This window comes from Parajatrophihabitans canadensis (genome assembly GCF_053764775.1).
Map to the genome: position 1 here is coordinate 3,793,831 of NZ_CM132445.1, position 21,236 is coordinate 3,815,066.

The following is a 21,236-nucleotide window of genomic DNA, read 5'->3' on the forward strand; positions in this document are numbered from 1 at the left end:
CCCTATCCGCTTTTTCGCTGAGATCTAGCGTGCTTCGAGCTCGTGATAGACGTAGCCGTGTTCGGGCGTCCACGTCCCCAAGCCGTTGTTCTCCGATCCAGGACCACCACTCACCATCTGCAAGTCGACCCCCCGGACCTGACCGAGAACGACCGTGAAGTGGGATTTCGTGTTTCCGCGTCCGTAGTGCGGGGCCCTGATGATCGTTCCTTCCATCAGGTGCCCCATGAAGGTGTGAACCGACGAGTTCACGGTGAGGTGGCAATGCACGTACGGCTCCCCGTCGACGTAGCCGCCTACGCCACCGGTACCGACACAGCGTCCGATGATGCCGCCACCGCTGGCCTCCATCGGTCCAGGAATCTCGACGACCGACACCTTGGACTCCGGGTCGCCGAGCTCTTTGAAGTGCTGTAGCCGAGCGACGTTAAGTGCACCGGTGAGGTCGAGGATCAGCCCCGTGGTGATGTTCTCGCTCTTGATCACCTCGCGAAGCGACAAGAGCAAATCCGCCCCAGCATCGAATCGCGCGTAAATAACCCGCTCGATATCGCCAGAAACCACCTTCGGCATACCTTCTCCTTCTCAGAACATGTGGACTTAGAACATGTGAATTAGCGCGTCTGGTGACGCACGCCTGCGTCGTAGCGGGCATTGAACCCGTCGAACGTCATCGGCCAATTGGGTTAAACACCGCATTGTCGGCTTGTCCAGGGGTTGCGGCAGGGATGTATCCAATGCGCATGCGGACAGTATGCCTACGTCATACGAGGTGAGTCAACCGCCTGGAATTCACTTCGCCAGCGAGGCGGGGGCGCAATGACACGGTGTTGGAGCGATCGCTACGCAGAACGTGCCGTCGTCAGCGAGTTGGGCCGGGTACGCGCGTTCGGCGCCTTGCTCGGCTGTCCTTGAGCGTTTGGGAACCCTGCCCGGCGTGGCTTCGAATCAGCGGTGGGATTGAAGTAACAAGGTGGTCAACTCGCGAGCCAGCACTCGGCCCCGCAGATCAGCTGTTGCGCTCGCGGAACGAGTCCGGATAGCTGGCGTTGCGGATGGTGAGCATCGGGTCAGCAATCGCGATGCCAGGCAGCATGTTGCCGGGCATGAAGGCAAGCGAACGGTCCGCCTGCGCGCTGTTCGGCCCAACCTGGTCGATCACGATCTGACCGAGCAAGCCGCGCTGCCGGTCGTCAGGCCAGGCTGTGGCCGGATCGTCGATGACGTCTGAGTCCTCGGCCATCTGGGCATACCAGCTAAACCGAACCGGGTTGGCGGCGACCCGCGCGGTGAGTTCCTCTGAGAGGTAGTCAGCGGACTTCGCCGCCGCTTCACCGCCGGCCAAACTGTGCTCGCCGGCGTCCGGTATGAACTGATACCGGACAAACCGGTTCTCGCCCTGGGCATCCGTGAACTGGACGGCGTTGACTGAGTAGAAGTTCGTGGTCGCCCAACTCTGCGGCAGATCGGTCTGGGTAGTCAGGAACGTCTTCGCGATGGGGTGGCTGGCGAGAAACGTCTCCAGCTCCGAACCCGGCGCTGGTACGCCGCCGCTGCTGGCGATCGCCTCCAACAATGTGCTGAAGTCGCTGGACGTAGAAACGGGGAATCCGTTGAAGCTGTGATTGACAATGTCCACGTTCGAACCATCAGCTATCAGGAACCTGATCGCGAACCCGCGAGGGTTGGCATTGAGCTCAGTGTCAGGGATGTTCGGCAGACCGGTGAAGTCGGAGAAGCGGACGATCACCGGCACGGAAGACTCCCGGAATAGCTGGGCGTAGCTGAGGTCTTTTGCTTCAGCGCTCGGGGTATAGGTCCCTTGCAGGATGAGGCCCTTGGTGTGGACGGCGCGAGCATGATGTTCACCGAAGGCGGCGTGAAAGTCCTGAACGAGCTGAGCCGGGAGCCGGCTGGCAAGCTCTTGCTCAGCCGCAGGCGTGGCGTTTCGGACGACGGCCATTGGAGATCCTTTCGTCATGCCTTGGCAGACGACGCTGGCTAACCTCACCGTACGACTGCTGAAGGCCGCAGCCAACCCCCGGGCAGGTACTGAATCCTGCTCAAACAGCCATTGGCGGCGCACTGATGCCCAGGTCACTCAAGCGAGGCAGCCTCACACGCTGCAGCGCGACCGATGCTTGAGATCCGTACATCAGCGTGAGTCGTTTGCGTCACAGACTGAAAAGTGCAGCTAGGACGCTGTCGCGCCGTGAATCCAGCGCATCTTGCCCGAGGTCAGACCGGCATCCACTGGCAGCACCACGCCGGTCACCCATCGAGCCGCGGGCCCGGCCAGGTAGGCAATCGCGTGGCCCACATCCCAGCCGGTCCCCTCGATCTCGAGGACACCCTGCTGGCGGCGATCCTCGCGTAGTTCCTCCGACATCCCGCGGGTGCTGACCATCGGCGTGTAGACCGACCCCGGCGCGACACAGTTGACCCGCACGCCGTCTCTTCCGTAGTGGGCGGCCATCGCCCTGGTCATCCCGATCACCGCAGCCTTGCTGGTCGGGTACAGCAACGCGTGGTGGCCGCCGACCATGCCAAACACCGAGGCATTGTTGACGATGCTGCCGTCGCCGGCCGCGCGCATGTAAGGCACGACGTGACGCACGGTCAGCATCATCGAGGTCACGTTTATCCGCAAGGCTCGATCCCATTCGTCCAGGTCGAGTTCCTCGGCCGTGCCTGTCGGTCCTGAGATGCCGACATTGTTGACCAGGATCGCCGGTTCCGAGAATTTCCGCACGACCCTGTCAATGCCGGCACGCACGCTGTCGTCATCGGTGACGTCGACCCCGAGGGCAACCGCTTCGCCGCCCTCAGCGGCAATCATGTCCGCCGTGGTCTGGGCCCACTCGGGGACCACGTCAAGCACGCCGACCCGGGCGCCTTGCCGAGCTAGCAGGATCGCGGCGGCCCGCCCGTTGCCGACCCCGTCCCCGCGGGAGCCACCGCCAGCCACGACGGCGGTCCGGCCCCGTAGCGGCTGGCTGATCGAGTCGGTCACCCTGCGCCGCCGACCAGGGCGGGTTGGCGCTGGTGATAAGCAGTGTGCTGCTCGTAATGGCGGCCGAGACGCAGGGCCGTCAGCTCGTCGTGCGGCCGCGTGATGATCTGCATGCTCACCGGTAGCGAATCTACGAAGCCTATCGGCATCGACAGTGCCGGCACCCCGGTGAGGTTGAACGGGGTCGACATCCGCGTAGCCGCGGCCAGCCACCGCGCGCTGTCGTCGCTGCTGGAGATGGTGTCCAGCGGAGGGGCCACTGTGGTTACCGATGGAGTGATCAGCCCGGCAAGCCCGGACATCGCTTCGGACAGCTGCCGTTGGGCGACGCTGCGGTAGCGCAATGCCCGCAGGTAGTCGACCGCGTGAATGAACGGTCCGACTGACAGCATGCCGGCACCCATGGCGTCACGATGCTCGATGTCGCCGACATGTTCCTGATGCAGCGAGAGCATCTCGGCGTAGATGATGCACCAGGCCGCGGCATCCCACAGCTGTGCATCGGGCAGCGCGACGTCCACGATCTGAACACCGAGATCGGCCAATTCGCCGCAGGCCCGGTCGAAGGGCGCCAGCACCGAGGGTTCGACCGAATCCTCGAACCAGCCGCGTGGTCGTCCCAGCTTCAGCCCTTCAGCTGTTTCGGCCGATCCCGCGACGTAAGACGGGACTGGACGCGACGAGCAGGTTGCATCGGACTCGTCGTAACCGGCGATCGCCTGCAGTACAAGGGCGGCGTCGGCCACCGAGCGCGTCATCGGCCCGACGTGGTCCAGGCTCCACGACAGCGGCATCACGCCGGTCCGTGGGACCCGGCCAAAGGTCGGCTTCAAGGCGACGATTCCGCAGTAGGCGGCGGGGATTCGGACCGAGCCGCCGGTGTCGGTGCCCAGCGCGAAGCTCACCTCGGCGGCCGCGACCGCCGAGGCCGATCCCGAGGACGAACCACCCGTGCCCCGCTGGATGTCCCATGGGTTGCGGCAGATCCCGAGCGCCCGATTCTCTGCGCCACCGGAGGCGAACTCGAACGTGTGCAGCTTGCCGATCAGGATCCCACCAGCCTCGGCCAGCCTGCGGGCAACGGTGGCGTCGGCTGCCGGGACGTTATCGATGAACAGTGCCGAACCGCCGGTCGTACGAATGCCGGCCGTGGCGATGATGTCCTTTAGCCCGTATGGGATTCCCTCCAGCGGGCGTTGGGTGCCGGCAGCCCAGCGGGCCGTGCTCTGCGCCGCGGCTGACCGGGCAGAGTCCTGCAGCGGCAGGATGACAGCGTTGAGCGCTGGGTCGACAGTGGCGATGTGCTCGAAGGTATCGGCCACCACCTCGTCCGGGCTGAATTGCTTGCTCGCGTAGCCGGAGAGCAACTCGCTAGCGGTACGGTTGAAAACTCGGTCAGTCATGGTCAGCCTTCGTCGCCGCGTTCGATCCAGCGCAGCGCCGTTGCCGGTTCGTCCACTGGCTCAAGAAAGGCGAGCGGCACCGCGCGCAACGCCTCGATCGCGGGCCGAAGCTGGGCATAGATCGCGGCCGCCGAGGCGAACCGTTCCGGCTCGAACTGGATTGCCTGATCTCGGATTGCTTCATCATCCATCGAAATTCACTCTCACCTCTGAGGCCAGCGGCCCCCAACGCGACATGCCTGCCGGCGGGACCGTGAATCTCGGTCACCGCCGGCCGCAACTCAACGCTATCTGCTACTGCTTGGTCAGCCCATCGACGTTATTGAAGGCTTGCAATACACCGGATTTCGCGAGGTATTGATTGTCCGCGGTTAGTGCCGGCAACAGCGACGCGTCGTTCGAGCCATTCGGGTAATACTTGTCGACCGTCGTCTTGTCCATCGTGATCTGCGGGTACGGGGTCAAGGCTGGCGGTGTCGCACCTTGCAGCATCGAGATAGCCATCGCCATCGTATATTCACCCCAGAACGGCAGGAACAACGATCCCTCCGCGACCCATGACGGATTCGTCCTCAGCTGCTGCAGACCTTCTGGCAGGCCACTGAGCCCACCGATGAGGCTGTTCTTCCCGCGGCCAGCAGCATCGATGGCCCGCCAGGCCCCGATGCTGGCATCGTCGTTAATACCGAATACCAACAGGTGCCGCGAGGCCGGGATCGATTGCAGGGCTTGTTGAACGGCCGTGTACGCCTTGTCGATCGAGAGATCCTGGTCGTCGACCTGGTACAGGTTCGGGCCGAGCGTAGTGGTCTGCGCTGTGATCTTCTCCGGCGGGTAGGTCGGCATCTTCATCTGCTCGGCCACGTTGAGGTAGAAGTACCGCGGCGAGTCGTTGATTTCGACACCACAGGTCGAACACTGCAACACGAGCACGGTCGTGTCATTGGCCGTCCAACCGCGCTTGATCGCCTCCTTGCCGATGATGTCACCGGCACCCTGGCCCGAGACCTTGTTGCTCAGGTTGATCCAGGGGCAACCCGGGGTCTGGACGTTGACGGAGACGCAAGGAATCTTGCTGTTCGTCAGCTGCTTGCCCAGGGCAGGGCCGATACCTTCGGCGAGGTTGTATTCGATGATCAGATCTGGCTGTTCCTGCACCATCAGCCGAGCATTGGTAAGTGCAGTTGGTCCGTCACCGTTGTTCTCGAATGCGGTGTACTTCACGCCGATCTTGTTGGCCGCAGTCTTCATGCCATCGCGGATCGTGACACCGATTGCGCCAGAGGAGCTGCCGTTTGCGTAGGTGATGTGGTACTTCGAGAAATCGGTGGTGCCGGCGCCGGACGAACTACCGGAGCCACCGCTGTTGGCCGAATCACCACTGCTGCTTGAATTGTCACTGCTGCTCGAACATGCTGCCAGTGCTAGGGCAGCGCAGACTCCGAGCACTCCGAACGTGTAACGCCGCGAGATCATGCGCCGTCGACTCATCGTCCTAGCCTCTCTTCTTGGTTGGCATCGCTTCGTAGGTGGGTACGGCACCGGCGGGTTCAGCTGAACCCGTCCGGCTTTTCATGCGCTTCCACGCGACCGCGATGCGACGCCGGAAGTTTGCTTGGCGGAATTGGCTAAAGGCCACCGCCAGAAGCAGAATCACGCCGGTTGCGATCTGCTGGTAGAACGGCGCAACGTGCATGAGAGCAAGCCCATTACGGAAAACTCCGAGGACGAGAACGCCGATCACCGTGCCGCCGATCGAACCGACGCCACCGGCCAGTGAGCCGCCACCCAGGACGACGGCAGCGATCGAGGTCAAGGCCGAGTCGGTGCCGACGGTGGTGGAACCGGTGAGCAGCTGGCTGGCCAGGATCGCTCCAGCCAGGGCGGACAAGGTCGATGAGATGACGTAGACGCTGATCGTTACCCGGTCCACCTTGATCCCGGCCAGCCAGCTCGCTTCCCGGTTGCCACCGATCGAGTAGAGCGAGCGACCGAGGATTGTGAAGCGGGCGACGAGGGCGGCGACGACGATCAGACCGAGGAATATCCAGACGTCATTGGCGATGTTCCCAACCGCGTTGTCACCGAGAACGTTGTTCACAGGATTGTCGAACGGCACCGAAACACCGTTGGCTAGCGAGGCCGCCGCGCCGCCGGTGATGGACAGCATGCCCAGTGTGGTGATGAGCGGATTGATACCGAGTTTGGTGATGATCACGCCATTGACCAGACCGACTCCGACGCCGACTAGCAGGGTGAGGATCAGCGATAACACCAGCCCATGGCCGTCGTTGAGGAACTTCGCGAACAGGATCGATCCCAGCGGGACGACGCCACTGGTTGACAGGTCGAACCCACCGGACACGATGGCCAACGTCTGACCAATCGACACGATGCCGATGACCGCGATATCGGACAGGATGATGAAGGCGTTGTTCGTGGTGGCAAAGCGATTGGCCTCGATGCTGAAGTAGATCAGCAGCCCGATGAGGAACAGCGTCAAACTCAGACGCGACATCAGATCGCCGAAGGACGCTCGGCCGAAACGGCCCAGACGCCCGCTATCCGCCTCGTAGGCGTCGGCAGGCGTGTCTGCCATCGACACAGGTTGGACGTCGCCGGCTGTGCTCACGTGGAGATCTCCCCTCGGGTAGCTGCATGCAGCGCGTTCTGCTGCGTGATCTCAGAACCAGACAGTTCTTCGACGAAGGCGCCGTCGCGAATAATCAGCAACCGATCGCACGTGGTCGTGACCTCTTCGACGTCGGAGCTGACGATCAGACAGGCCATGCCGGCGGCGGCCAGCGTGCGTAGCTCACGCAGCAGCTGAGCCCGGGCGCCGATGTCCACACCGCGGGTCGGCTCGTGCAACACCAGCACCCGGGGGTGGGTCGCTAGCCGGCTGGCGAGCAGGACCTTCTGCTGATTGCCGCCGCTGAGCTGACTGACGGGCTGCCCGACGCTACGCATCCGGATGTCGAGCTGGTGGGCAAAGGACTGGGCCAGGCTGCGTTCCGCGGCGACGTGCCGGATGCCGAAGCGCGACACCTGGCGGGGCACACTCAGCGACACGTTGGTCCGGATCGGATCCTGCAGCACGAGCCCGTCGCGCTTGCGCTCCTGGGGCACGTACCCGACCCCGCATTTGATGGCCTCACGCGGATTGGAGAAGGTCGGGCGGTGCGCGCCCCTGATCGTGAGCGAGCCTGCGCTGGGCTTGCGCTTGCCACCGAGGACTTCGGCGATGGTGTCGCTGCCCGAACCGCGAACACCGAAGATGCCGAGCAATTCGCCTTCGTAGATGGTGAATCCGACATCCTCGAGTGGCGGCGGCCCCGGTTCGTACAGGCCGCTCAGCGTGAGTGCGGGAACGCGCTCGACGACGCTGATCGCATTGGTGCGTGCCGCGCTGACCGCCTGTGGGGCTCCGAGCATGTGCGACACCAGCTCTTTCTTCGAGGTCGTCTTCGGATCCAGAGACGCAACGAGTTCACCGTTGCGCATCACGTGCACCGTGTCGGCAAACTTGTGAACCTCGTCCATCCGGTGCGAGATGAAAATGATCGTCACGCCGTCATCAGCCAGCCGTCGCACGACCTGAAAAAGCTTTTCGCTGTCTTGCTCGCTTAACGCGGCGGTCGGTTCGTCGAGCACCAACAAGCGAGAATCCTGTAGCAAAGCCTTGGCAATCTCTGCCAGCTGCCGGGCGGCCAGGGTCTGGTCGGCCATCGGTGCGCCCAGATCCAGCGAGACACCCAGCCGGCGAAGCACACTTCGGGCCCGCTCGTGCATCGCCCGCTTGGTCGTGATGCCGAAGCGCTGAGGCCACGCACCGACGACGATGTTCTCGGCAACCGAAAGAGCGGGTACGTTGGCCAGTTCCTGCGGAAGAAAGCCGATACCCATCTTGTGGGCGTCGGCCGGACTGGCCAGGACCACCGCTCGCCCGTCGATCAGGATCGATCCGGCGTCGGGCTGATGGGCGCCGACCAGGCATTTGGCCAGCGTCGACTTACCGGCGCCGTTCTCACCTATGAAGGCCACACAGGTACCGGCCGCAACCTCGAAGTTGACGTCGCGCAGGACAACCGACGAGCCGAAGCTCTTCGAGACGTGTACAGCGGTCAACATCGGATCGTTCGCCTCGCTTCCAATGGTATTCAGAAGTTCCGTTTATCAGAACGTGAGTTACGATAGACACAATGAAAACATGCAGCGGGGATGCGGTCAAGCCTGCGTCCTCGCTTGGTTCATGTTCGGTACATGCTTGTAACAAAGCCGAACGCGCTTACAGCGCAGGGCTGTTTAGCTTCGACCCTGTCGCGGGTATGCCTCGCCGAGCTCAATCGAGCAGGTCAGGTTCCCGGCGGAGCACGTCGTCCCACATCGGCTGAAAGTGAAGCCAGGCCATAAAGGGTGTGGCCAAGGTTGCCTTCGAGTGGCGAGCCGCCTTTGGCCCGACAAGCTGGACTGGCCGGCCGCCGGACTCAGCCAGCAATTGGATCTGGCAGGCACGATCGGCAGCGATGAACCACCAGACTGCCTCGTCCACGCTTTCTCGTCCAACACTGAACAGGCCGTGGTTCTGGTGAATCGCGATCTTGGCCTGCCCGAACGCCTCGGCAACCTCCCGACCAGCATCACGGTCGACGACGACTGCACCGGCCTGAGACGTAATGACCGCTTGGTCCTCGTAGAAACCGCAGGCGGTCTGCGTGATCGGATCCAACGGACGACCCAGCGCGGCCCATGCCATGCCGTGAATGGTGTGCGCATGCACGGAGGCGACGACGTCCGGGTTCGCCTCATGAATGGCGGCGTGCAGCACGTAGCCGGCTCGGTTCACCGCGCGGGTGCCATCGACGACGATTCCGTCGTGATCGACCAACAGCAGGTCAGACACTCGCACCTGCGAAAAGCTCATGGCGAAGGGATTCGTCCAGTACAACGAAGGGTGTTCTGGATCGCGGACGGTGAGATGGCCGGCAAAGCCGTACTCGTAACCGCACCGGTAGAGCACCCGGCAAGCCCCCGCCAGGCGTTGCTTACGATGCATTCTTTCGTCGGCCAGGTTGGTGAACACCGGCGGGCGTGGAAAGGACAGCCCCGCCTGTTCCGGTTCGTAGACGCTTCTCGATGCGATCGACACGATCGATTGCCCTCCGAGGCATTTCTTCTATTCCGATTATTGTTCCAGCTAGAGTTCCGTTTACCGGAACTGGTGTTACATTAAGTCAACACCAGCGTTCCTTCGAAATCAAGCGCACTTCTACGTCCCGACATGGTGAGATCGTTCCGGAATTCAGACACGAATGGGAGAACCCATGGCGACAGCTCGAAACCCTCGGGCAACCGCAAGTAACCGCGAGCCGGCAGCTGCGGCCCTCGATGCGTCGCCGCCGGACGGCACGCACCAGAACATCGCCCGCGCGTCGATGATTCTCGATGTACTGGCCAGGGCCGGCAATGACGGGTTGCGGCTCACCGACGTCACCCAGCTGACCGGCCTGAGCAAGACGGCCGCCCACCGGTGCCTCGCCGGCCTGGTGGCGCATGGCATGGCGTCGCTGGACGGTGACTCCAACCTGTTCTATCTCGGCGATCGCATTCTGGCCTGGGTTGGCATGGCCGAGGAACGGTACGCAATCGCGGACCGGGTAAAGCCGTTTCTTCGTCGACTCGCTGATGAATCGGGCGACACGATCTATTTCTCGGTGCGGCGGGGCGATGAGTCGGTCTGCTATGGACGTTCGGAAGGCAACTTTCCCATCAAAACGCTCACGCTGAGCGTGGGAGACCGCCGACCATTGGGCGTCGGCAGCGGAAGTCTGGCCATCCTCGCCTTCCTCGAAGATGCCGAGGCCCAGCGGATTGTGAAACACCGCCGCGCCGACCGAGCGAATTTTCCGATCTCCGACGAGCTCCTGCAGACCATGATCGATCGGGCTCGCGACGACGGCTACGCATTGATGGATGGCTATCTGATCCAGGGCATGAGCGCGGTCGGAGTACCGGTGCGCGACTCGAAGCAGCGGGTCAAAGCAGCGCTCAGCGTCGCCGCGATTTCTGAGCGCATCCGGGAACCGCGCCGAAACGAGCTGGTAGACCAACTCAACGCCGGGTCGATCGCACTGACAACTGAGCTACCCGAGCTGTTGTCCTCCCTGTGACGTCAGATCTTTAATGCGAGGGCCCGCGCCCGCGAGAGACCTCGCAGCCCGCAACGTCCAACGTGGCCCGCAGGATCGTGCCGGTGGCCGATTCGGTGCAGTAAAGCTCGTGCCGATCCGGGCCGCCATAGGCGATGTTGGTCGTAGAGCGGCCGGTCGGGCTGGTTAGCACCCACGCCGGATCGGCGTTGTGATCAAGGATCCAGACCTCTCCCCGTCCCGGGATGGCAACGCTCAAGCGATCCCGCACATCCATCGCCAGACCGTCCGGGCCCGCCGGCCCGTTGACCGACAGGTACTGCCCCACCTTGGCCACTCCGCCGTCAGGCATCAGGGGCACCCGCCAGACTGCGTTGGCCCGAGTGACCGCGAGGTAGAGAATCCGCTCGTCCGTCGACAGCACCAGGCCGTTCGGGCTGGGAACGTTGCTCAGCAGCGCATCCAAGCGGCCATCGGGGCTGAGCCGGTACAACCGCCCGCTCGGGTCGTGCAAGCCGGTCGCACCCTGGTCGGTGAAATACAGATTCCCCTTACTATCAAAGACCAGGTCGTTGACGCCCTTGAAGCGCTCGGTGTTTCGGCGATCCAGATACGGCTGGATGACGCCGGAGATCACGTCGATAACCATCAGGCCATGGCGAAAGTCAGTCGTGAGCAGTTCGGTCTCGCTGAGAAAGGTCAAACCGTTCGGCTCGCCGTCCCACTCAGCCACCAGCGACCAGCCACCAGCGACATCGATGCGAAATACCCGCCCGTACTCGATGTCGCACACGTACAGATTGCCCTCGGAATCGAAGACCGGACCTTCCAAGAACGAGTCACCGGGCGTACCCATCCGATTCAGCATCGACCACGGAGTGAGCGTGTCCTTACGGCGAAACTCGTTCGGCAGCGACGTGAATACCTGCAGCTTGCTGCGCACGATTCCGGCCGCGGACGTCATCGTCCCGACCCGGCTGGAAGTCCGGCTGGGAGTCCGGCTGTGACTCGCCAATGACGCGCGCCGATCCGGATGAAGTCGTTGACGTGCGCGTAGAGCAGCGTCACGCCGCGCTGATGCCATCGCGCCACATCGGCTTCCTTGACCAACATTCCCGCGCTCCGTCCGGCCGCAGTGATCCGGTCGATCGTCTGTTCGATGACGGCCATGACCGGTTCTTGGGAGTAATCACCTCGGTAACCCATGCTCTTAGCCAGGTCCACCGCGCCGATGAACAGCGAATCGATCTCGTCGATCGCGAGAAAATCGTCCAGCTCAGCTACCGCCGCCGCCGATTCGATCTGAACGATGATGACCTTGTCGTCAAAGTCATTCGGCGCGCAGTACTGGATGTCGGCTACTGCCGCGGCGGCTCGCCGAGCTGAGTCCAGGCGCGGCACGACCACCCCATCGATACCGCGCATCATGTGCCGTTCGATATCCCACGGTTGAGCTGACGGAATCCGGACGACGGCCTGGAGGCCGACCGAACGAGCGGCTCGGGTCATCTCCTCGACGTCGGTCAAGGATGGGCTGCCCTGCTCGCAGTCGATCATGATCGCGTCCACGCCGAGATTGCCCAGCGTGGCCACCAGGCTCGGAGATGGATGATCGGGATTGATCAAGGTGACGACCCGGCCGTCACGCAGCGACTGCTTGACCGGGTTCATCGGGCGACCGGTCCGGGATCGGCTGTCTCATCGAGGTTGCGCTCGTATGCGGTCAAAAGCATCGTGTCGCTCTCGTCGCCGAAGCCGAACGCGTCAGCCGCACGAAAGACCGTCCGGGCCGCCTCGGCCATCGGCACTGTCCCGCCCAAGTCGTTGGCTGCGTCGACGGCGATCGTCAGGTCTTTCTCGAACGTGCGGATCGTGGCATCGATGCGATGATCGCTGGCGGCCATCCGAGGCGCCCGCAGCTCGAACTGCCGCGACGTACCGGCGCTCTGCGTGATCGCCGTGATGAGCAGGTCGGGCTCGATTCCAGCTAGCTGGCCTAGGGCGAGGGCCTCGGCGGTAAGCGCGATATGGCTCGCGGTGAGGATCTGATTGATCAGCTTCATGGTCGACGCAGCACCAATGGCGCCGGCGGTGAACAACTGTGCGGCGCAGTCGTTCATCAGCGGACGGATAGCGGCGATCGCCTCGTCCTCGCCGCCAACGAAGATCGACAACTCTCCTCGGCCTGCTCGGCTAGGTCCGCCGCTGACCGGCCCGTCCACCAACCACACGCCGAGCTGAGCCAGTCGCGGCTCGAGCCCGCGAACGTAACTCGGCGAAACCGTACTGGCCAGCCACACGACAGCGCCGCCTGCCAGCGTTTCGGCTAGCCCACCGGGGCCGAAGATCACCATGTCGACTTGGCTCTCGTTGTGCACGATGAGCAGTGCACAACCAACGCCGCGCGCTGCTTCAGCCGGCGAGGCGGCCACGCGACCGCCAGCGGCGGCGAACCGCGTCAAGGCATCGGCACTCAGGTCGTAGCCGCGTACGGAGCGACCGACGGAGATCAGATGCGTCGCGACGGCCTGGCCCATCACACCGAGGCCGATCACGGCGATGTCGGCACCATCAGGTTGCTGCATCGTTTGGACCCTAGAGCCGGATGTGCACTCAGGCAATGCGGTCCCCACTCTCGATGCGTACGATCCGGCTGTCCACGCCCGGCAGCATGTGGGCGGGGTCTCGGGTCACCACCACATCGAGCACGGTCGGTCCCTCGCTGGCGAGCGCCTGCTTCAAGGCACCGGCGATGTCGTCCGGCGACTCGACCCGGATGCCCTGGCAACCGAAGGAACGAGCGATCTCGGCGTAGTTCAGTTCCATCAGGTCCGAGGCGTGGTATTTGTCCGGGCCATACATCAAATGTTGCAGCGCCTTAACGTAGCCGGACGCGGCATTGTTGACCACGATCACTGTGAAGGTAAGCCCGATCCGGCGCGCCGTCTCGAGGGCACCGATCACCATGTTGAAGCCGCCGTCGCCGGTGAGGCTGACCACGGCCTTACCGGGAGCGGCCATCGCCACCCCGATCGCGCCCGGAACCCCATAGCCGATCGAAGCAAAACCTCGGTCCGGCACGAAGTGACGACCGGAAACGCTGGTGTCGAACAGCAAGCCACCCCAGTGCGCAGCGAAGCCGCCATCGGCCACCAGGTAGCCGTCGGAGGGCAGGGCGCGATTGATCTCCGTGAGCAGCCGGGCAATGTTGATCGGCACTTCGGTCGAGTTGATGCGGTCGTCGACCTCGACCCGCCAGGCCGCCAGCTTCTCGGCGATCTGGGCCCGGTAGCCAGCGAACCGTTCGCGCATCGCCGACGCTTCTGGAGCCAACGCGGCATGCAGGTCCGCGATGCCGAGTAACGCGTCGCCCCACAGTGGGACCTCGACGTGCCTGGTCCGTCCGATCTCGTCGACCATCACCTCGAGGTGGATCACGGTCTTGCCGGCCGCGGGGATCGCGTACCGCTTGGTCGCCACCTCGCCCAGCTTGCCGCCGATGACGAGGATGACGTCCGCTTGCTCGATCAGGTCGTTGGCGATCCGGTCGTAGCGTCCGAACAGTCCGACGCTCAGCGGGTTGGTGCAAGCGATCGCGCCCTTGCCAGTCAGGGTGTGCGCGACCGGGATCGAATAGGTCTCGGCGAAATCGGTCAGCGCCTGAGCCGCACCGGCAATGTGCACGCCGCCACCGGCAAGAATGATCGGATGGCTGGCCTGGGCGAGCAACCCCGCGGCCCGGGCGATCGCGGTCGCGTCCGGACGGCAACGAATGGCCGGCACGGCCTCGAATGCCTCGATGCCGTAGAAGTCCGCGACCGGAAAGTCATATACCTCATGGGCAATGTCCTCCGGCACGTCGACTACGACCGGGCCGGGCCGACCGGTCGTGGCGACCGTGAACGCTCGACGGATCAGTTCAGGGATCCTGCTCACGGCCTCGATCCGGATCAGTTCCTTGCAAGCTGGGCGCAGGATCTCGACCTGCCGCGCCTCTTGCGTCATGTTCTTCCAGGCATGTTCGCGGTTGGCGTCCCCGACGATCGCAACGATCGGTGATCCGGCGTTGAGTGCCTCGACCAGGCCGGTGATCAGGTTCGTTGCGCCCGGGCCGAGCGTTGCATCGACCAGCCCGACCCGCCCGCTGACCTTTGCATAGGCATCCGCGGCGAACGCCCCGGTGCGCTCGTCATCAATGAGGTGATGTTGCAGGCCCAGCCGCCGTGCCGCGTCGTAGAAGGGCAGTAGCTGAAAGCCGCCCATGCCAAAAATCGGGCCCCCATGGAACTTTTCGATCATGCGGGCGATCGCCTCGCCGCCCGTAATCGACAGAACCTCGCCGGAGCTCTGTGAGCCACCTACCGAAGACACGCTGATGGCGTCCTTCCTCCACGTCGACCGCGACCGTTTGGCCGATCGGCCTACTTGATTGAGTTCCGATAATCGGAACCTTAATTACGTTCAATGGTACTCGATGCATGTAAGCATGCGGCATCACCGCAGTCAAGAAACCCAGAAGATGTCAAGAGAACGCCGGTTCAGGCAATGGTGCGCGCCGCGTTCTCGACGAACGCGCGCACAGGCGCTCCGACCGTGGCACCCAGACGGGCGGCGGCTTCGTTGAACACGCTGATCCGGCCATCGAATAGGCTCGAGCTGGCGTCACCGATCCGGGCCGTACTGGCCGCGGCGGTGACAGCAGCGATTCCGCGCGCATCCAGTACCGGAAGGCGACTGGGTTCACAGCCAGCATCGTTGAACACAGCCGCAAAGACAGCCGCCTTCAGCGCCGTCTCTGGACGACCACCGAGCAGGGACCCGTGCGAGCCGGTCACGACGACGGCGCCAGCGTGTAGCTCGGGTCGCGCCATCGAAGCCGAGTCAAGCAACCACACCGCGCGGCGGGACCCGCTGAGGGCAACCTCGACCGGCCGCCCGATCGGCTCGCTGCCTGTTGTCCGCTGCTCACTGGCTTCGCGACCGGACACCTGCTGCTCGACCCGTGGCAGCGCCACGCTGGCTCGCGCCATCAGATCGGCCGCGACCGTCACCGCCATGCCTGCCTGCACGCCGATGCCCGCCGCAGTCGCGTTCACATAGGAGATAACGCCGTGCTCGGCACAGTCCAGCCCATCGCCGATGCGAGCGCTGCGATGGTCGATGGTCGCCGCTGGGATCCGGTGCCGCTCGAGCAGCGCGAGGGAGTCCAGTCCCGCCGCGGCCAACCCGATCGCAGCGTCATGGGCAATCAGCCCTTCGACCCCGGCCCGCAGGGCCGCGACGCCACTGAATCGCCCGGCATGCGAGCCGGTTATCAACACCGATGCCGACACTCCGGCCAGTAGCTCGGTCACCGAGTCGCTGATCGTCACCGTCCGCAGCCGCGCCGCACTCATGCCGCGAAGGGTACGTGCCCGGCGCACACCTCGCGATCACCAAAGCGAAACGGCGGCCCCAAGGTCTGAGGCCGCCGTTATTCCACGAACAAGTATCCGCTCTTTCATACGAACACCCGTGGTGGAGGTGCCGGGAATCGAACCCGGGTCCTTCGTCGTGTTGATGGGCATTCTCCGGGCGCAGTGTGCTTCGTCTCTACTCGGCCTCACCGATCATGCACACAAGTCGGTGTGACAGGCCCAGTCGCTGTGGGTTGTCCCGCTCTCCCCCGCGACCGAGGCGAGCGGTAAGTCACCTAGCTGATGCCAGTACCCGGGCCGGTGACGAACCCGGACTGACAGACTTGCTATCGCTGATTAGGCAGCGAGAGCGAAGTCAGCGCGATTGGAATCGGCGCTTATTTTGTTTTGCATCGCTTTTTTAACGAGGTCAGCAATGCGGTCCTCGGCCCGCTTCTCCACATCTCGACGTACAAAGTCGAAACCGTTCACCCCCTGGTTGGTCGTGCTTTCGTGCTTTCGTGCCTTGGTGCTCGTTGTTCGTTGTTCGTTGAGCCACCACCCCGCGGTTGCGGCGCCCTCCTATTCTGCCATGGGTACGCAAGCCAGCTGTCGCAGACGAGGCGGGATGATTGCAGACGATACCCCCCACGGGTATAGTGCGACGCATACCCCCCGACGGTATCGGTTGAGGACAGAAACGGATTTCGCGATGGATCATGCATCTCCTGGCTACGCCGAGCACAAAGACGCCCATCTCAAGCGGTTGCGCCGTATCGAAGGCCAAGTTCGTGGGTTGCAGAGGATGGTCGAGAACGACACGTACTGCATCGATGTCCTGACCCAGGTATCGGCGGCGACACGTGCACTGGAATCGACCGCGTTGGCCATGCTTGAGGAACATCTCAGCCACTGCGTCACGCACGCGATCCAGGCCGGCGGGGACGAAGCCGACGCGAAGGTCAAAGAGGCCTCGGCCGCGATCGCGCGCCTCGTGAAATCCTGACGCTCACCTAGACCGATATACGTACAGGTCGCCATGGCGACTCAGCCGTATACCGACCGGATCGCCACTGACGCGACGCGACCAGCCCAGAGATTGACAGGAAGCAACGCCCGATGAATGACACCAACAACGCGACCCACATCTACCGAGTAAGCGGCATGACCTGCCAGCATTGCGTTTCCGCCGTAACGGAGGAGCTGGTTGGCCTTCCGTCCGTTGCGACCGTAGACATCAACCTGGTGCCCGACGGTATCTCGACCGTCACGATCGGCAGCGCGGGCGAGCTCAGCCCCGCGACGATCTCCGGAGCGTTGGACGCCGCTGGCGGATATGTACTAACCGAGGTGGGAGCGTAGCCATGACCTTGGACGCCACTCAGCGACCTGTACAGCCGGAGCAGCTGAGCTCTCGGTCGAGGCCAATCGAGTTGGCGATCGGCGGCATGACCTGCGCATCGTGCGCGGCCCGCGTCGAAAAAAGGCTGAACAAGATCGACGGCGTGCAGGCAACAGTCAACTACGCGACGGAGAAGGCGACCGTCCGCCTTGACGAGCAGCACGACAGCGACAGCAACACAGGCAGCGACATCGACATCGACAGCCTGATCAGCGCAGTAAAGGGCGCGGGGTACACCGCAACGGTGATCGACGACAGGTCAACGGCGAAGCCGGAATGGGAACTGCAAGCCCAGCAGAGCGAACAGGACGAACTCCGCGCGCGGGTGGTCATCTCAGCCGTCATCGCGCTGCCGGTTGTCGTACTCGCGATGTCCGCCGCCCTGCACTTCGCGGGTTGGCAATGGGTGTGCCTGGCCCTCGCCACGCCGATCGTCACCTGGGGTGCCTGGCCTCTGCATCGAGCCACCTTGATCAATGCTCGCCATCGAGCGACCACGATGGACACGTTGGTCTCCCTTGGGATTACCACGTCCTTCCTCTGGTCTGTCTCTGCGACCGTTACCGGCAAGGGTGACAGCTACTTCGAAATAGCCGTCGTCCTGACCGTATTCATCCTTCTCGGTCGCTATTTCGAGGCACGCGCCCGGTTTTCTTCCGGTGCGGCCCTCCGCGCATTGCTCGACCTCGGCGCCAAGGACGTGGCCGTGCTACGTGGAACACCGCAGGCCGAGCATCGAATCCCCATAGCAGACTTGCAGGTTGGCGACCTCTTCGTTGTACGCCCAGGTGAAAAGATAGCCACCGACGGTGCGATCGAATCCGGCCATACGACGATCGATACCTCGCTGCTCACAGGCGAATCAGTACCGGTCGAGGCCGACGTCGGGACCGCTGTCACCGGTGCCACCATCAATCTCTCTGGCCGGGTCACCGTTCGCGCCAATCGTGTTGGTGCTGACACCCAACTGGCCCAGATCGGCAGGCTGGTCGAGAAGGCCCAATCAGGTAAGGCCGAAGTCCAGCGCCTCGCCGATCGGGTGTCCGCGATCTTCGTTCCCGTGGTGATCGCGCTGGCCTTGCTCACCTTCATGGGGTGGCTCCTCGCCGGCCAGCCTGCGGACAGCGCAATGACCGCTGCTGTCGCTGTGTTGATCATCGCCTGCCCGTGTGCCCTGGGCCTGGCGACACCCACAGCCTTACTCGTCGGCACGGGCCGGGGTGCACAACTGGGCATCGTGATCCGCGGGCCACAGGTCCTCGAATCGACACGACGCATCGATACGATCGTGCTTGACAAGACTGGGACTGTCACAACTGGCAAGATGCAGGTGCACCAAGTGCTTCCCGTTGCCGGTGTCGCCCGCGAGGACCTCATCGGCATCGCCGGCGCGCTCGAGGACGCTTCGGCCCACCCGATCGCGCGAGCGATCACCGCTTATGCCTTGGCGCAGCCGAAGACGGTGGGAGGCCACCCGCCACAGGTCTCGGGCTTCGCAGACAGCGGTGGGCTCGGCGTGGCCGGCATGGTTGACGGGCGCGCTGTCGTGGTCGGCCGTCGCCGTTGGCTCGCAGACGAGTGGGCGATCCCCGGCCTAACCGACGTCGCATCCAACGAAACGCGTGACGGCCTGGCCGAGTTGATCGCCAACGCCGATTCTGCCGAGCGCCACGGTCTGACGCCCGTCTGGGTGGGTTGGGACGGAAGCACGGCCGGCATCATCGTCGTGGGCGATGCTGTCCGCGCGACGTCAGCCCGGGCGGTCGCCGAATTTCGGGCGCTCGGCATGCGGCCGATATTGCTCACCGGCGACAATGTCGCTGCCGCTCACGCGGTGGCCGCCGAAGTGGGTATCGACCCCACAGATGTCATCGCCGAGGTCCTACCTTCTGAAAAGGCAATGATCGTGACCGAGCTGACGGCCTCGGGGCGTACGCCGGCCATGGTCGGCGACGGCGTGAACGACGCGGCGGCGCTCGCCGCCGCGGACCTCGGGCTCGCGATCAGTAGCGGCAGCGACGTCGCGGTCCAGGCGGCTGATCTAACGCTGATGCGCGACGATTTGCTGGTGGCGGCAGATGCGGTCCGGCTCTCGCGAGCAACTTTGGGAGTGATCCAAGCCAATCTTTTCTGGGCATTCGGTTACAACGTGGCTGCCATCCCGCTCGCCGCTTTCGGGCTGCTCAACCCCATGATCGCAGGCGCGGCGATGGCGTTCAGCTCGGTGTTCGTGGTCGGCAACAGCCTGAGGCTGCGTCGATTCCGGCCGCTGGCCCGGTGAACTGCGCAAAATCGCACAAGCTATTCACCCGAATCGGCGCCCCGACACGGTAGAAATAACGGGTGGCGGACACTCAGCGCGAGATCGAGTCCAAGTTGGACGTCGCCCCGGACTTTCAAGTCGGCGATTTGTCGGTGCTGACGGAAGTCGGCGGCTGGTTCGAGGTAGCCGATGACGACATGGTCAGCTGCTACTACGACACCGCCGACCTCGATCTGTTGCGCGCCCGGCTGACGCTGCGCCGCAGGACCGGAACGATCGACAACGGATGGCATCTGAAGACGCCTGGCCCGGGATTCCGCACCGAACTGCGTTGGCCACTTTCACCTCGGACGAACGACGGCCGCTACTCCACATCCGCGAAGGCATCGAGTGAGCTACCCGCAGAACTCAAGCGGCTGATCGCGCCCTTCACGCACGGCAACGACGTCAGCCCGATCGTCGAACTCAAGGTTCAGCGCACTCGTTACCGGTTGAACAATGCCGCGGGTGAACTGCAGCTCGAGATCGCTGATGACCAGGTTCGAGCGAACGGGCTATCGGTCCCGATCACAATGCGGCGCTGGCGGGAGATCGAAGTCGAGCTCGGGCCCGAAGGCACTCCCGCGGATCTCACGCGAGCAACGGATGTGCTGATCAATGCTGGAGCATTCGGATCGCGGTCGCCGTCGAAGTTGGCACGCGCCCTGTACGGCCAGCCTGAGCTGAAGCTGCCCGATGCAAGCGCGGGAAGCGTCGTTCTGGACTATCTGAACGCACAGTTCGACGCGATCACGGCAGGTCATTTTGCCATCTCGCTGATGCCGTTCGACCCCGAAGCGGTCAACGAACCTCACGAAGCCGTGCACCAGACCCGAGTGGCCACCCGACGGCTACGAGCCGCGCTGCGGATCTTTGCGGTCCTGTTCGACTCGCAACGAGCAAGCAGGCTTGAAGGCGAACTGAGGTGGTTCGCAAACGAACTCGGGGCGGTCAGGGACCGCGAAGTGCTGCGCGTCCGGCTCGCCCGCGCCGTTGAGGACTTGCCGGCCTTTCTGGTCGTCGGCCCGGTGGCCGAGCAAATCGACGAGGTGCTCCTGGCCGAGCTGCACATGCACGCCGACCTGGTGTTGGCGATGATGCGCAGCCCCCGCTACCACGATCTCCTTGACGAACTCGGGCAGTGGCGCACGGATCCGCCGTTCACCGTGGTCGCGAATCAGCCCGCTGCGATACTCGGCGATCTTGTAGGTTCCGCCGAGCGCACATTAGCTAAACGCCTCAAACGTGCCAGCGCAAAACAGGCCACCGATACCGAACTTCATTCGGCTCGCAAAGCTGGGAAACGCGCCCGCTACGCCGCAGAGGCCGCTGCGCCCGTCCTTGGCAAGAGCGCGAATCGCCTCGCCAAAGCGGCATCGACCTTGCAGACCATGCTTGGCGAGCATCAAGATGCGGTTGTCGCGACGGAGTTGTTGCGCCGGATAGCCGACGAGGTTGCCGACCACGGCGCGAACGCTTTTACCTACGGAATCCTGGTCGCCGACCAGCGGCGCGCCGCGGCCGAATCGGCACAAGCGGCCCGCGCGATCACGAAGGACTGACGCGCGTCA

At 63.7% G+C, this 21,236-nt stretch carries 19 protein-coding genes and 1 other RNA gene; 5 read left to right on the plus strand and 15 right to left on the minus strand.

The genetic code is table 11. The annotated features are described in order from the left end of the window. Window positions 1–24 precede the first annotated feature (24 nt). The 9 genes from ACSMXN_RS18215 to ACSMXN_RS18255 all read right to left on the minus strand — a co-directional run bounded on the left by ACSMXN_RS18215 (window position 25) and on the right by ACSMXN_RS18255 (window position 9,565). Complete coding sequence (locus ACSMXN_RS18215) at window positions 25–573, minus strand: PCC domain-containing protein (protein WP_022913237.1); 549 nt, start codon at window positions 571–573, stop codon at window positions 25–27. A 436-nt stretch (window positions 574–1,009) separates the two neighbouring features. Continuing rightward, on the minus strand, window positions 1,010–1,963 hold the full coding sequence (locus ACSMXN_RS18220) for a catalase family peroxidase (protein WP_022913238.1): 954 nt from the start codon (window positions 1,961–1,963) through the stop codon (window positions 1,010–1,012). A 231-nt stretch (window positions 1,964–2,194) separates the two neighbouring features. Continuing rightward, window positions 2,195–3,013 (minus strand): SDR family oxidoreductase, encoded by an 819-nt coding sequence (locus ACSMXN_RS18225; RefSeq protein ID WP_022913239.1) that lies wholly within the window; start codon window positions 3,011–3,013, stop codon window positions 2,195–2,197. Beyond that, window positions 3,010–4,416: an amidase gene (locus ACSMXN_RS18230; protein WP_022913240.1), complete on the minus strand. Its 1,407-nt coding sequence runs from the start codon at window positions 4,414–4,416 to the stop codon at window positions 3,010–3,012. Before ACSMXN_RS18230 ends, ACSMXN_RS18225 begins: the two co-directional genes overlap by 4 nt. A gap of 2 nt (window positions 4,417–4,418) precedes the next feature. Further along, window positions 4,419–4,607 carry a hypothetical protein gene (locus ACSMXN_RS18235; RefSeq protein ID WP_022913241.1) on the minus strand — a complete coding sequence of 63 codons (189 nt, stop codon included), beginning with the start codon at window positions 4,605–4,607 and terminating at the stop codon, window positions 4,419–4,421. 103 nt (window positions 4,608–4,710) lie between these two features. Next, window positions 4,711–5,907, minus strand: a complete 1,197-nt coding sequence (locus ACSMXN_RS18240) for a sugar ABC transporter substrate-binding protein (RefSeq protein ID WP_081649089.1) — start codon at window positions 5,905–5,907, stop codon at window positions 4,711–4,713. A gap of 4 nt (window positions 5,908–5,911) precedes the next feature. Next, complete coding sequence (locus ACSMXN_RS18245) at window positions 5,912–7,015, minus strand: ABC transporter permease (protein ID WP_155958358.1); 1,104 nt, start codon at window positions 7,013–7,015, stop codon at window positions 5,912–5,914. 29 nt (window positions 7,016–7,044) lie between these two features. Beyond that, complete coding sequence (locus ACSMXN_RS18250; RefSeq protein ID WP_022913244.1) at window positions 7,045–8,547, minus strand: sugar ABC transporter ATP-binding protein; 1,503 nt, start codon at window positions 8,545–8,547, stop codon at window positions 7,045–7,047. A gap of 211 nt (window positions 8,548–8,758) precedes the next feature. Further along, window positions 8,759–9,565 carry a class II aldolase/adducin family protein gene (locus ACSMXN_RS18255; RefSeq protein ID WP_022913245.1) on the minus strand — a complete coding sequence of 269 codons (807 nt, stop codon included), beginning with the start codon at window positions 9,563–9,565 and terminating at the stop codon, window positions 8,759–8,761. 175 nt (window positions 9,566–9,740) lie between these two features. On the opposite strand from ACSMXN_RS18255, the gene ACSMXN_RS18260 reads away from it, so the two are divergent. Then, window positions 9,741–10,586: an IclR family transcriptional regulator gene (locus ACSMXN_RS18260; protein WP_022913246.1), complete on the plus strand. Its 846-nt coding sequence runs from the start codon at window positions 9,741–9,743 to the stop codon at window positions 10,584–10,586. 10 nt (window positions 10,587–10,596) lie between these two features. On the opposite strand, the gene ACSMXN_RS18265 is transcribed toward ACSMXN_RS18260, so the two are convergent. From ACSMXN_RS18265 to ssrA, 6 genes are all read right to left on the minus strand, one after another. Then, window positions 10,597–11,529, minus strand: a complete 933-nt coding sequence (locus ACSMXN_RS18265) for an SMP-30/gluconolactonase/LRE family protein (RefSeq protein ID WP_022913247.1) — start codon at window positions 11,527–11,529, stop codon at window positions 10,597–10,599. After that, window positions 11,526–12,236, minus strand: coding sequence for an aldolase/citrate lyase family protein (locus ACSMXN_RS18270; RefSeq protein WP_022913248.1), 711 nt, complete (start codon window positions 12,234–12,236; stop codon window positions 11,526–11,528). The genes ACSMXN_RS18265 and ACSMXN_RS18270 overlap by 4 nt, the downstream gene beginning before the upstream one ends. Continuing rightward, window positions 12,233–13,150 carry an NAD(P)-dependent oxidoreductase gene (locus ACSMXN_RS18275; RefSeq protein WP_022913249.1) on the minus strand — a complete coding sequence of 306 codons (918 nt, stop codon included), beginning with the start codon at window positions 13,148–13,150 and terminating at the stop codon, window positions 12,233–12,235. The genes ACSMXN_RS18270 and ACSMXN_RS18275 overlap by 4 nt, the downstream gene beginning before the upstream one ends. A 28-nt stretch (window positions 13,151–13,178) precedes the next feature. Then, window positions 13,179–14,864 carry a thiamine pyrophosphate-binding protein gene (locus tag ACSMXN_RS18280; protein WP_051148873.1) on the minus strand — a complete coding sequence of 562 codons (1,686 nt, stop codon included), beginning with the start codon at window positions 14,862–14,864 and terminating at the stop codon, window positions 13,179–13,181. 239 nt (window positions 14,865–15,103) lie between these two features. Then, on the minus strand, window positions 15,104–15,961 hold the full coding sequence (locus ACSMXN_RS18285) for a hypothetical protein (protein ID WP_022913251.1): 858 nt from the start codon (window positions 15,959–15,961) through the stop codon (window positions 15,104–15,106). Between the two features lie 119 nt (window positions 15,962–16,080). Next, window positions 16,081–16,457: a transfer-messenger RNA gene (ssrA, locus tag ACSMXN_RS18290) on the minus strand. 216 nt (window positions 16,458–16,673) lie between these two features. Between ssrA and ACSMXN_RS18295 the strand changes: the two genes are divergently transcribed. The 4 genes from ACSMXN_RS18295 (at window position 16,674) to ACSMXN_RS18310 (ending at window position 21,227) form a co-directional block, all read left to right on the plus strand. Further along, window positions 16,674–16,967, plus strand: coding sequence for a metal-sensitive transcriptional regulator (locus ACSMXN_RS18295; RefSeq protein WP_022913253.1), 294 nt, complete (start codon window positions 16,674–16,676; stop codon window positions 16,965–16,967). Between the two features lie 113 nt (window positions 16,968–17,080). Beyond that, window positions 17,081–17,323 carry a heavy-metal-associated domain-containing protein gene (locus ACSMXN_RS18300; protein ID WP_022913254.1) on the plus strand — a complete coding sequence of 81 codons (243 nt, stop codon included), beginning with the start codon at window positions 17,081–17,083 and terminating at the stop codon, window positions 17,321–17,323. Window positions 17,324–17,325: 2 nt separating this feature from the next. Further along, window positions 17,326–19,644, plus strand: a complete 2,319-nt coding sequence (locus ACSMXN_RS18305; RefSeq protein WP_022913255.1) for a heavy metal translocating P-type ATPase — start codon at window positions 17,326–17,328, stop codon at window positions 19,642–19,644. Between the two features lie 62 nt (window positions 19,645–19,706). After that, complete coding sequence (locus ACSMXN_RS18310) at window positions 19,707–21,227, plus strand: CYTH and CHAD domain-containing protein (RefSeq protein ID WP_022913256.1); 1,521 nt, start codon at window positions 19,707–19,709, stop codon at window positions 21,225–21,227. The last annotated feature ends 9 nt before the right edge of the window (window positions 21,228–21,236 follow it).

Bases quoted from the DNA above. Each gene is read 5' to 3' on its own strand.
- ACSMXN_RS18220 (WP_022913238.1), bottom strand. From the start codon at position 1,963: ATGGCCGTCGTCCGAAACGCCACGCCTGCGGCTGAGCAAGAGCTTGCC.
- ACSMXN_RS18260 (WP_022913246.1), top strand. From the start codon at position 9,741: ATGGCGACAGCTCGAAACCCTCGGGCAACCGCAAGTAACCGCGAGCCG.
- ACSMXN_RS18285 (WP_022913251.1), bottom strand. From the start codon at position 15,961: ATGAGTGCGGCGCGGCTGCGGACGGTGACGATCAGCGACTCGGTGACC.
- ACSMXN_RS18295 (WP_022913253.1), top strand. From the start codon at position 16,674: ATGGATCATGCATCTCCTGGCTACGCCGAGCACAAAGACGCCCATCTC.
- ACSMXN_RS18235 (WP_022913241.1), bottom strand. From the start codon at position 4,607: ATGGATGATGAAGCAATCCGAGATCAGGCAATCCAGTTCGAGCCGGAA.
- ACSMXN_RS18300 (WP_022913254.1), top strand. From the start codon at position 17,081: ATGAATGACACCAACAACGCGACCCACATCTACCGAGTAAGCGGCATG.
- ACSMXN_RS18215 (WP_022913237.1), bottom strand. From the start codon at position 573: ATGCCGAAGGTGGTTTCTGGCGATATCGAGCGGGTTATTTACGCGCGA.
- ACSMXN_RS18240 (WP_081649089.1), bottom strand. From the start codon at position 5,907: ATGAGTCGACGGCGCATGATCTCGCGGCGTTACACGTTCGGAGTGCTC.
- ACSMXN_RS18230 (WP_022913240.1), bottom strand. From the start codon at position 4,416: ATGACTGACCGAGTTTTCAACCGTACCGCTAGCGAGTTGCTCTCCGGC.
- ACSMXN_RS18280 (WP_051148873.1), bottom strand. From the start codon at position 14,864: ATGATCGAAAAGTTCCATGGGGGCCCGATTTTTGGCATGGGCGGCTTT.
- ACSMXN_RS18245 (WP_155958358.1), bottom strand. From the start codon at position 7,015: ATGGCAGACACGCCTGCCGACGCCTACGAGGCGGATAGCGGGCGTCTG.
- ACSMXN_RS18270 (WP_022913248.1), bottom strand. From the start codon at position 12,236: ATGAACCCGGTCAAGCAGTCGCTGCGTGACGGCCGGGTCGTCACCTTG.
- ACSMXN_RS18275 (WP_022913249.1), bottom strand. From the start codon at position 13,150: ATGCAGCAACCTGATGGTGCCGACATCGCCGTGATCGGCCTCGGTGTG.
- ACSMXN_RS18305 (WP_022913255.1), top strand. From the start codon at position 17,326: ATGACCTTGGACGCCACTCAGCGACCTGTACAGCCGGAGCAGCTGAGC.
- ACSMXN_RS18265 (WP_022913247.1), bottom strand. From the start codon at position 11,529: ATGACGTCCGCGGCCGGAATCGTGCGCAGCAAGCTGCAGGTATTCACG.
- ACSMXN_RS18250 (WP_022913244.1), bottom strand. From the start codon at position 8,547: ATGTTGACCGCTGTACACGTCTCGAAGAGCTTCGGCTCGTCGGTTGTC.